Annotated in this window: 13 protein-coding genes; 2 read left to right on the forward strand and 11 right to left on the reverse strand. The window is 50.6% G+C overall.

Annotated elements, in window-relative coordinates; translation table 11 throughout:
• The 3 genes from Q7V48_04215 to Q7V48_04225 form a co-directional block, all read right to left on the reverse strand.
• On the reverse strand, positions 1–198 hold a 198-nt coding region (locus Q7V48_04215), incomplete at its 3' end, for an alpha-ketoacid dehydrogenase subunit beta (GenBank protein MDO9209940.1).
• Positions 199–305: 107 nt separating this feature from the next.
• Positions 306–1259: a thiamine pyrophosphate-dependent dehydrogenase E1 component subunit alpha gene (locus Q7V48_04220; GenBank protein MDO9209941.1), complete on the reverse strand. Its 954-nt coding sequence runs from the start codon at positions 1257–1259 to the stop codon at positions 306–308.
• A gap of 74 nt (positions 1260–1333) precedes the next feature.
• On the reverse strand, positions 1334–1975 hold the full coding sequence (locus Q7V48_04225; GenBank protein ID MDO9209942.1) for a TetR/AcrR family transcriptional regulator: 642 nt from the start codon (positions 1973–1975) through the stop codon (positions 1334–1336).
• A gap of 469 nt (positions 1976–2444) precedes the next feature.
• Between Q7V48_04225 and Q7V48_04230 the strand changes: the two genes are divergently transcribed.
• Together Q7V48_04230 and Q7V48_04235 are read left to right on the forward strand one after the other, a co-directional pair.
• A complete protein-coding gene (locus Q7V48_04230) occupies positions 2445–2882 on the forward strand; it encodes a MerR family transcriptional regulator (GenBank protein MDO9209943.1) in 438 nt (145 codons plus the stop codon).
• Positions 2883–2907: 25 nt separating this feature from the next.
• Positions 2908–3774 (forward strand): zinc metalloprotease HtpX, encoded by an 867-nt coding sequence (locus Q7V48_04235; GenBank protein MDO9209944.1) that lies wholly within the window; start codon positions 2908–2910, stop codon positions 3772–3774.
• Positions 3775–3859: 85 nt separating this feature from the next.
• Here the strand turns inward: Q7V48_04235 and Q7V48_04240 are convergent, their stop codons facing one another.
• The 8 genes from Q7V48_04240 to Q7V48_04275 all read right to left on the reverse strand — a co-directional run bounded on the left by Q7V48_04240 (position 3860) and on the right by Q7V48_04275 (position 9866).
• Positions 3860–5059, reverse strand: a complete 1200-nt coding sequence (locus tag Q7V48_04240; protein MDO9209945.1) for a PLP-dependent aspartate aminotransferase family protein — start codon at positions 5057–5059, stop codon at positions 3860–3862.
• A 117-nt stretch (positions 5060–5176) separates the two neighbouring features.
• Positions 5177–6142, reverse strand: a complete 966-nt coding sequence (locus tag Q7V48_04245) for a nitronate monooxygenase (protein ID MDO9209946.1) — start codon at positions 6140–6142, stop codon at positions 5177–5179.
• Between the two features lie 102 nt (positions 6143–6244).
• Positions 6245–6940, reverse strand: a complete 696-nt coding sequence (locus Q7V48_04250) for a hypothetical protein (GenBank protein MDO9209947.1) — start codon at positions 6938–6940, stop codon at positions 6245–6247.
• A 63-nt stretch (positions 6941–7003) separates the two neighbouring features.
• Entirely contained in the window at positions 7004–7273 is a 270-nt protein-coding gene (locus tag Q7V48_04255) for a hypothetical protein (GenBank protein ID MDO9209948.1), read from the reverse strand.
• A 50-nt stretch (positions 7274–7323) separates the two neighbouring features.
• The gene (locus Q7V48_04260; protein ID MDO9209949.1) at positions 7324–8205 is read right to left on the reverse strand and encodes a nitroreductase family protein; all 882 of its coding nucleotides are present in this window, start codon (positions 8203–8205) and stop codon (positions 7324–7326) included.
• 144 nt (positions 8206–8349) lie between these two features.
• Entirely contained in the window at positions 8350–9384 is a 1035-nt protein-coding gene (locus Q7V48_04265; protein MDO9209950.1) for an epoxyqueuosine reductase, read from the reverse strand.
• Positions 9385–9395: 11 nt separating this feature from the next.
• Entirely contained in the window at positions 9396–9671 is a 276-nt protein-coding gene (locus tag Q7V48_04270) for a hypothetical protein (protein ID MDO9209951.1), read from the reverse strand.
• Positions 9672–9866, reverse strand: a complete 195-nt coding sequence (locus Q7V48_04275) for a hypothetical protein (GenBank protein MDO9209952.1) — start codon at positions 9864–9866, stop codon at positions 9672–9674. It lies immediately after the preceding gene.
• Positions 9867–10174 lie beyond the last annotated feature (308 nt).

Raw genomic sequence — 10174 nt, forward strand, 5'->3', positions numbered from 1 at the left:
CAAGCCAACTATGGCCGCTTCACTGATGGGCGTGTCCTTAACTCTTCTCCCCCCGAATTCTTCGAGGAGGCCTCGAGTGGCGCTAAAAGAACCCCCTGGGTAGGCTACATCTTCACCAATGACAAAAACCGACTCATCCCGGGCCATCTCTTCCTTGAGGGCCTCGGTAATCGCCCTAATATACCGCACCTCTTTCATTTTCCTGTTTCCCTCATAGAACGCCAATTTTTGCCCAAGCGCCCGAAAAAATATTTTCTAAAATAATAAACCCTGACCCTCTGGGTTCCCCTATGTGAGCGCAAGATTTACACATAGACATTTTCTAAGAGTCCTTCCATCCCTGGAATTGGGCTTTTTTCCGCAAAAGCTACTGCTTCATCGATTTGTGATTTAATTTTTACCTCCGTCTCCTCAATATCTTTAGGGTTTAAATTCTTCTTCTCAAGCAATATTTTCTGAAATTTCAAGATGGGGTCAAAGCTTCTGACTTCTTCGATCTCCTGGGCCGATCGGTATTTTTGAGCATCCCCAGCAAAATGGCCAAACCAACGGTTGGTTTTACATTCCAGAAGCGATGGCCCTTCCCCTTTCCGAGCCCTCGCGATCATTTTCTCTGCCTCTTCCTTAACTTTTAGGACGTCATTCCCATCCACGGTCACTCCCGGTATCCCATAAGATTCTGCCCTGACACTTAGATTTTCCAGTTTCGTATGGACCTTTTGAGGCGTAAACTCTGCCCATCCATTATTTTCACAACAGAAAACGATGGGAAGATTCCAGAGGGCAGCCAGATTCAGGGATTCATGGAAAGTCCCCTCATTCGTCGCCCCGTCCCCAAAGAAGCACACCGTCACTCGGTCATTTCCTTTATATACCGAAGCAAACGCCGTCCCGAGAGAGATAGGAATTCCACCTCCCACCACCCCATTCGAGCCTATAATTCCCAAATCGTTACAGGCAATGTGCATCGAACCAGCTTTTCCCTGGCAATAACCATCTTTTCGGCCATAGATCTCTGCCATAAATCTTTTTAAATCAGCCCCTTTGGCTAATGCCTGTCCATGCCCTCTATGGGTATTTGAAATGTAATCGTTCTCTCTCAAGGCAGAGCAAACTCCAACCGGCACGGCTTCTTGGCCGATGGATACGTGGATAAATCCCGGGATTTTCCCCTGGGCAAATATTTCCAGGATTCGTTCTTCCACCCTTCGAATCTTCAACATCATGTAATACATCTGTAATAAAGTTTCTTTTTTCATTTCCTTCCCTTTAATAGAGTAAACGCTCATTCAGTTTTAAAAAAGAATTTCAGCCAATAAATTAAACAATCATCTTATTTTTTTCTTTTGGATATTCCCAAGGCTTGAATGACAAAATCGATAAGTCCGGATTTAATCTCCTCTTCCCGGAACTTTTTCTTGAGATTCCACCGCCTCAAGGGAATGAAAGCCAGAAGAAAACCGATGATGTCCGCATCCATTCGGGTTCGCCTGATGATCATCCCCTGCTTCTCTCCCCGTTCAAGGATTCTTTCCCAGAGAGCGACATAATCGCTTTCTCGCTTGAGGATGTTATGCATGGATTCTCTGTCTAAGGAGGCTGTTTCCTGATACATTAGAAGGACTAAATCTTTATAATCCCATATGATATCTGTGGTCTTACTCAGTGCTTCTTTCAATTGTTCGTAAGGATCTTTCTTGGTATTTTCGATAGTTTCCACTAAGCACTGAGTGAGCATCATGGTAAGTTGATTGTAAATTAGGTAAAGGATATCTTCCTTTTTTTTGATGTAATTATATAGAGTTCCGGGACCTAACCCCGAGGCCTTACAAATGTCGCGGATAGTTGCGAGATGATACCCCTTCTCTGTAAATATTTTGCTCGCGGCCTGGATAATCTCTTCCCTTCTTTGTTTTACAAGGGCATCATCTTTAACGTTTGTCTCAATTTCACGCTCTTCTAACTTTACTCTCATGATTGAATACTCATCAGATTTATTCTTGCCATTTCCTAAAAACTATTACTGACTGAACATTCACTCTCCTACAAAATTTTATAAAATTTGTCAAGAGAAAAATTTGAGGATGTTTGAGGAACTCAAATCTCTTGACAAACATACAGTGGTGCTGTATATTTTCGATAAATAATGACTGCCTTGAATATTCCTTTTAAAAATTTAATAGGACGCAGATTTGATGGATTCGTAAAAAGTCCTTTTTGTCTCATTTTCGTCATTCCCGCGAAAGCGGGAATCCAGTTAATTCAAGTAGTTCTGGACTCCTGCCTTCGCAGGAGTGACGGCTTTTCCGACTTTTTACGAGATCATCAGATTTGCGCAGATAACAACGGATCATTATTTTCTTTTTAGTTTATCCTGATAATCTGTGTACATCCGTGTCCAAAAAGGAAATTCCTATACAATTGATTACGAAAAGGGACTAAAGATGGAAAGGGGGCATTATACGATTGGTGAGTTTGCCCGGTTGCTGGGGGTTAGCCCCAGGACGGTCGATTTCTATACCCGGCAGGGTCTCCTTCATCCCGAACAGCCAGGTCGAAGTCATGGATACCGTCATTATACGGAAAGGGACCTCAACCGTATAGCTCTGATCAAACAGCTCCAGGCGCGCAAATTTTCGTTACAGGAAATCCGCCAGATTTTAAATTCCCCCCATGGGCAGAAAGCAACATCGGCGGTGGAAATCTTGGAACAGGTGATGATCGATCTGGATCGGCTTCAAAACCTTATCCAGAAAACCCGTTCCTCGACTTCTACCGCAAATCAACCCGCCATGCGCGTTGTCGCTACCGAAGCCTTACAAAAGGCTACAGGCCTTTGTTCTTTGCTGGTGACTTTTTTGCAAGATATGCCACTTTTATAGTAATGGGCAAGAGGAGGAAAAGAACATGTCAACCAACACTTTTAAGACTTTTATTTTGCTCGCCGGACTGAGCGCCCTCTTATTATTTATCGGCCAGGCTTTGGGCGGCCGATCTGGTCTTTACTTTGCCCTGTTCATGGCTTTCATTATGAACATGGTAGGCTACTGGTTCAGCGACAAGATCGCCCTGGCCATGAGCGGGGCCAAGGAAGTCTCTGTTAACGAGGCTCCCGAACTTCACCAGATGGTGGAAAAACTGTCCGTTCAGGCCGGCCTTCCCAAGCCCAGGGTGTATATCATTCCTCAGGAGACTCCCAATGCCTTTGCTACCGGCCGCAATCCGGAGCATGCCGCCGTCGCCGTAACCGAAGGCATCTCGCGCATCCTCAAGCCTGCTGAATTAGAAGGTGTCTTGGCCCACGAGTTGGCGCATATTAAAAACCGGGATATCCTCATCAGCTCCGTGGCCGCGGTTATTGCCGGGGCCATCAGCTATATGGCTACGATGGCTCAATGGGGAGCGTTCCTGGGTATGGGCAGGAGTGATGATGATGAAGGAGGCGGCAGGGGTAATATCATCGCCGTCGTGCTTATGGCCATCATAGCCCCCATCGCCGCCATGCTCATCCAGATGGCCATCTCCCGCAGCCGGGAATATCAGGCGGATTCTACGGGAGCCAAAATCATCGGTGCTGGCCGCCCGCTGGCCAACGCCCTGATCAAGCTGGAAGAGTACAATAAGCAAGTGCCCATGCAGGTAAACCCGGCCCAAGCCCAGATGTATATCGTCAATCCCCTCTCGGCGGGAGGGTTCACCCGGCTCTTCAGCACCCACCCGCCTATCCAGGAAAGGGTGGCTCGCCTGATGGCCATGGGGCCCATTCATCCTTAGCGAGGACCTTAAAAAGATAGAGTCCCCTAACAGCACCAAAGCCGGCTGGTAAATTGAGCCGGCTTTTTTTCTTTCTCGCCGCTCATCAGCGACTTTTTTCCAAGGCCCTCTCCAGGTCTCCGATAATCTCCGCGGCCTCTTCAATGCCCACAGAAAGGCGGACCAGCCGGTCGCTGATTCCCACTTTTGCCCTTTCTTCCGGGCTTAGGGCCCGATGGGAAGACATGGGCGGGTAAAGGACTAAGCTGTAAACATCCCCGAGCGTGGTCGCCGGGATGATGAGTTCCAGGGCTTCCATGAACCGGAAGATCTCCTCTTTGGCGGCGTCTTTAACCTCAAAGGAAATCATCCCCCCATAAAATCCCGGCGGAAAGAGCTTTTGGGCCAGTTCGTGCTGGGGATGGCTCGCCAGGCCGGGGTAATTTACCCGCGCGATACGCGGATGGCCCTCCAGCCATCTGGCCACTTCCAGGGCATTCTGACAATGCTGACGCATGCGCAGAGGAAGGGTTTTTAATCCCCGGAGGGTCAGCCAGGCTTCGGTGGGTCCCAAGTTCCCCCCGGTCATTTTGATGATCTCGTGGAGGGGGGCGTGATTCTCCCGGGATGTCACCACTGCGCCCCCCAGAACATCTCCATGCCCTCCGATGTACTTCGTAGTGGAGTGTAAGCAAAAATCCACACCGTGCTCGATGGGCCGGAAGAGGAAGGGGGTGGCAAAAGTATTATCTACGATGACCTTCGCTCCGGCCCGGTGAGCCAGATGGCTGATGGTGGGAATGTCAGCAATTTTCATCAAGGGATTGGAGATGGTTTCCAGGATGACGGCAACCGGTTTGGCTGTGGAGAGGGTTTTAGCGAATTCCTCAAGGTTGGTTACATCCACGAAATGGGTCCGCACCCCCAGTTCAGGGAAAAGGCGCGAACAGATTGCGTACGTAGCCCCATAAATATCGTAGGCCGCCAGAAGCGAAGCTCCCGCTTTGACTCCGGCAGCAAGCAGGCTGGCGTGTACAGCCGCCATTCCCGAACCGAAGGTTAAAGCGGTTTCTCCTCCCTCCAAGTTCGCCAGGGCCTCCTCCAGGGCGGAGTTCGTCGGGTTCCCATACCGGGTGTAAACGTAGCCCTCGCGCTCATTGGCAAAAACCCCATTCAGGTCTTTTACGTCCTCATAAAAAAAACCCACCGTCTGGTAGATGGGCGTGGAGACTGGCTGGAAATCCGGTTTGGGTCCCCGCTCCCCGGCGTGCACCGCCCGCGTAAAAATGGACTTCCCTTCGATCATCGTCTTTCTCCTTTAATTTATACGGACGCAGATTTCCGCAGATAAACGCAGATAGAAATATTTCAAGATATTGATTTTAATAATAATCCTGAAAATCTGCGTTTATCTGCGTCCCAATCAAATAAATGATAGTTTTTTCCTCAGCTCGTCAGCCTGATGGACAATTCCTTCGATAATGTCCTTCATGGGCATCACTTTTTTTACCAGCCCTACTCCCTGCCCACAGGAAATGACCCCGGCGTTCAGGTCTCCTTCCTGGAACATTCTCCTGGCTTTTTCTCCGGCAGCCACCTGGACGATCTCCTGCAGCCCGGCCTGTTGTTTTTCCAGTTCGGCCACTTTCTTGGCCACTTCGTTGATCCATACCCGGTGGGAATTCTGGATGGACCGCATGACGATCATGGTGTCCAGCTCGGTGGCCTCGATCAAGGCTTGTTTTAATTGGGGATGAATGGGACATTCTTCGGCCACCAACAGGGGAGTTCCCATGATCACCCCTTGCGCCCCCAGGGCCAGCAGAGCTAAAAATCCGCGGCCATCCGCTACGCCTCCCCCGCCGATCACTGGGATTTTCAAAGCATCCACTACGCGCGGGACGAGGCAGAGAGTCGTAATATCCAGGGTACCAGTGGCACCGCCATTTTCATATCCCACCACGGTTACGACATCCGCGCCGATAGACTCGGCTTTCAGAGCATAACGAACTCCCACGCATTTATGAATCAGGGTAACGCCATGGGCCTTGAGATCTTTGGCTAACTCATCGGGGGCCTTGTGGCCGGAGGTCTCCACGATCTTAATCCCCTCATCGAAGATGACCTCCAGGTATTCCCGATTGTCAATCGGACGCATAGCCGGAAATAAATTCAAATTGACGGCAAAGGGTTTGTCGGTCATTCCTTTGAGCTTTTTTATTTCCAGGCGAAATTCTTCTTGGGTCTGAAAAATGGCCGAAGCCAAGACACCGAGAGCCCCGGCATTGGAAGCGGCCGCCACCATCTCGGCCCGGGAAAGGTGCATCATGGTGCCGACCACGATGGGATACTTGATGCCGAACATGCCAGTGATCTTTGTCTGAAACATTTTCTCCTCCTTTTATAAAATTACATGGGACGCAGATTATCACAGATAAACGCAGATAATGCCCAGATACGCTAAGCGCTTAGCGCTATGCGCATAGCGTCCCTAAAAACCTAAAACTTCATTGCATGTTTTTAAGCAAACGCTGCAAGTCAGCCCGGCTTGGCGGTAGGTTCGGCAGGCGAACTTGTTCATGGAGTAGGCTTCATCCGGCGCAGGCACTTGGAGAGCTTGTGCCGGGCAGGCCCGGATGCAAGCCTCACAATCGAGGCAATACTTTTTCTCCAGGGATGGAGACGCTTCCAAGGGTGCCTCGGTCAGTAGGCAGGCCAACCGAACCCGGGGGCCGAAATCCGGGGTGATCACCAAACTATGCCGTCCGATCGTCCCCAGCCCGGCAAGCTGGGCCGCGTGCTTATAGGAAAAGACGGCCTTCAAAAATCTCTGGTCCGTCGGGCAGCCTGCCGCCGGCAAGGGCAACGAACGATATTTTTCCTTGCGGAAAATATCAGCCAAGTCATACACGGCTTTCGTTAAGCGGCTGTTAACATAATCACTGTGAGGTCCAAATAATTCTCCAGGCTCTGCTTCCCCGGCGCTTTTGGAAGGTCCCAGCAAAGTTACCACCTCTTTGTAGACTTGCTTGCCCAGGACCACCACGGACTTTACTCCCGGTAAAAGAGAAATGGCTTGCTTTCTTAGCTCTTGGGAATTTGAACCTTCCACCGAGGCTACCCCCAGTAAATCTATGTCCAATTTTTTCCTCATCTCTTCCAGGAAATTTTGGTCGATTTTTTCCATTGCATCCCTATCCTTAGTGTTAAGTGTTTAGTGGTGAGTGTTAAGCCTTTGTTAGCCTATTGCCTATTCTTCTGTGGGAATCTTAGACTCGCAAGGAACCCCCGTCTGGCAGAAACCACAACCGTAACCCTCAAACCCAAAATTGGCCTTTACATACTTGGCGGTTATCTCCACGTAGGCTTTACATTTTATCTTATCATGGCCCGCTTCGGTCACCGCTTCCGCCGGGCAACGCTGGATGCACTTTTTACATATCCCTCGGGAGAAAAATAAGCAGTAGGCTTGATGGTCCTTCCGGGGAACCGTCCTCCGCGTTGGGACATCACTGCGCACAACTTTCGATATCCTTCATCACTCATTTTCCATCCTTTTTTTGCTGGATTTTACTCCGAAAACTCGCCGATCCAAGTGGCTTTAGCCGGATTCCGGTATACCAGCCGCAAGAATTGGACATCCGGATACCCAACCGTGAAGGCTACCAGGGATCGATGATCCGTTGGGATCTTCAGAAATTCTTTTAGCTCCTTGGAGTTCTCGATCGCCCAGATAAGGAAACCGATATAGCAAGTCCCCAGGCCCAAGGTCTCCGCCAAAAGGACCATTTGGGTGGAGGCAATGGCCGCATCGATCTCCGGAGTCGTGGCGAGGCCCTTTTTCATGTGGACGATGATCAAGGCCGGCGCGTGGTGGAGAAGCTGATCCACCCCTTCCTCCCACTTCTTAGCGATCCGTTCCCAGACCGGGGGGAGAGTCCGCCTGGCAACCAGCTCTTCGGACAAGGGCTTTTTCTCCCGGTTGAGCTTGTCGATCACTTTTTGAATCCCTTCTCCCTGTTCCTGCAGGTTCCGGATGGCCAAGGTACAGACCTTGTCCAGGGTCTTCCGGCCGTTAACCACCACATACTCGCAGGCTTGCCGGTTGGAGCCCGTCGGAGCGAAGCGTCCCGCTTCAACCAGCATTTTCAATTTTCCTTTTTCAACGAACTTATCCTGGTATAACCTCAGACTGCGACGGTTGCGCAGGAAGCGAAAAAAGGGAGCGGCGCTGGGGATCTCCTCCTTGCTCGGTACGGGTGTAAACTCCTCATTCCCCTCAGAGAACTGGGGGGCATCCGCCGGGCAAACCGCCTTGCAGTGGCCGCAGTAGAGGCACATGGCGGGATCAATGATTTGAATCGAGTTCTCCCCTTCTTGAAGAATTCTCCGGACGCAGATGGGGATGCAGAGGCCGCATTTCGTGCATCTTTTCTCATCGATGGTTATCAACTTTTCTCCTTTCCTCTGTAAGGTTCCAATGGGGGATTTTCTCATATCTTCTGTCGGGAGGATGATCGGGCTGCCTGCCTCTCGGCCAGAAATCGTTGCCCGTATTCCCGCCCATCGAGTGGGTTCAATAACCCATTCCCCTCCTCAGGTATAAAGGGCCCTCTTTCCCTCATCCAGACTCATCACGTAGGCCTCTGCCTTCTCAGGGGAAGCCCTTTCAAGGGAACCGTCTGGCCGTTGGATGATAGTGCCCGAGGAAGTTAGAATTCTAAAATTCTCTTTTCGATCCTCCAGATCAGGCCAGCATAAGAGTTGGCAATTGCCGCAGGTGAGGTAAAGTTTGGAGCGCATAAGAATATGGGGAAACCCTCCTTCCATAGGGGGGCGGCGATCATAAGCTTTTATCCCCTGGATCATAGCCTCGCGAAAGGCCCGGTCATCCTCCGGAATGCAGAAACGGCCCGGGGACCAGGTTGACCATTTCTTGGTAGGATGAAGCCCCGTCATCCCGCCGCAGACAAATTCACAGCGGAGGTAGTCTCTTCTTCGAGCGTAGATGAAATCCCGCCCTCCCAGAGTTACTTTCGTTTCTTTCTCCGGGTCCATCAACCCTGAGCAGCAGGAAGCCAGGCAGAGCTTACACCGATTACAGTAGTTATCTTCTGAAGGGAGAGGATCCGTCGGCTCCAGTTCCGCTGAAGTTACGCAGGTGCCGAGAATCACTGCCGCCCCATACTCAGGGGTGATCACGTTTCCTGAAAACCCAAACCAGCCAACCCCTGAACGAACAGCAAGGTAGCGGTGGGACAGGTCGGGATGCATGCCTAACCTGCCTATTCCCGGCTCATCCCGGTAAAACTCGTTGGCCACCACGCCTTGAGAGGGGAATCCCTTCTGCTCCAGATGCTTGGCCAAGTGAGAGGCAATTCCCGTCACCAGCATGTTGGCCTGCAGGTTGTCCCGCTCGTGGCTGAGACGATCTTCCTTGGCCAGGAAAGGGCGAATGTATTTTTTATTCAGCGGGATGGCAAAGGTTATGGCTGACCGTGCTTCAGGCAGGATATAGGTGAGATCCGTAGAAGGAGGGCCTCCCCCCAGGGTCTGGCGGGTTGCAATTCCCACCCGGACAGTTCCATAAGATCCGACCATCTTTTTAACTTGTTCGGTAAGGGAATCCATGTTTCCTCCTTTCACCCTTCCGTTTCCTCGATCATCAGGTCGTCCTGAATCTGAATGCAGCCGATGACGCTCTGGGCGGCAGGGCATCGAACGAGGTAGGAGGAAAGAGCCTCCCTCGCTTCATCCCTTTTTCCTGCGGGGACTTTTAGGTGGTAGGTGACCTTGATCCGGGTAATTTTCAAAACTCCGTTCACATTTTCGATATCCCCCTCCACGTCAGCCCAGTAGCGGTCTTCCGGAGTGGGAATTTTCTTTCCGGCCAGAACCCCGGCCAGTGTTCCCATCATTCAGGCGGCCGTTGCGGCGACAATATGGTCAAGAGTGGCTGCATGCTCCTTTTCCGGTTCGACTTTGTAGAATTTTTTGATTCCCCCGTGGACCCCGTAATAGATCGGTTCTTGAAACCCCTCAATCACGGCTCTCCGCGTAGGCCCTTTTTCCCTCACAATTTTTATACGGGATGTATGAACGATTTCTCCCATTCTTTCCTCCTCCTTTTAGTTTAATAGATCGCAGATCTTCGCGGATAAACGCAGCCAATGCCCTCTCATACGCTAAGCGCTTAGCGCAATGCGCACAGCGGTTTTATTTTTTAGGGTGAATCTGCGCCCCCAAAAATGTTCTTTTTTATTTGTGTACAAAAAATCATCCTTTAATGTCCTTGAGCATTCTTTTGAACAAAAGCTTCTCTTCTAAAGATAGAACGCTGGTCAACTCTTCGTTGACCGCTTTTCTCTGTTCCGCCAGGCCGTCCATCATTTTTCTGGCTTTGGCCGTGATCGATACCCGA

The sequence above is a fragment of the Deltaproteobacteria bacterium genome, assembly GCA_030654105.1.
Taxonomy (GTDB): domain Bacteria; phylum Desulfobacterota; class SM23-61; order SM23-61; family SM23-61; genus JAHJQK01.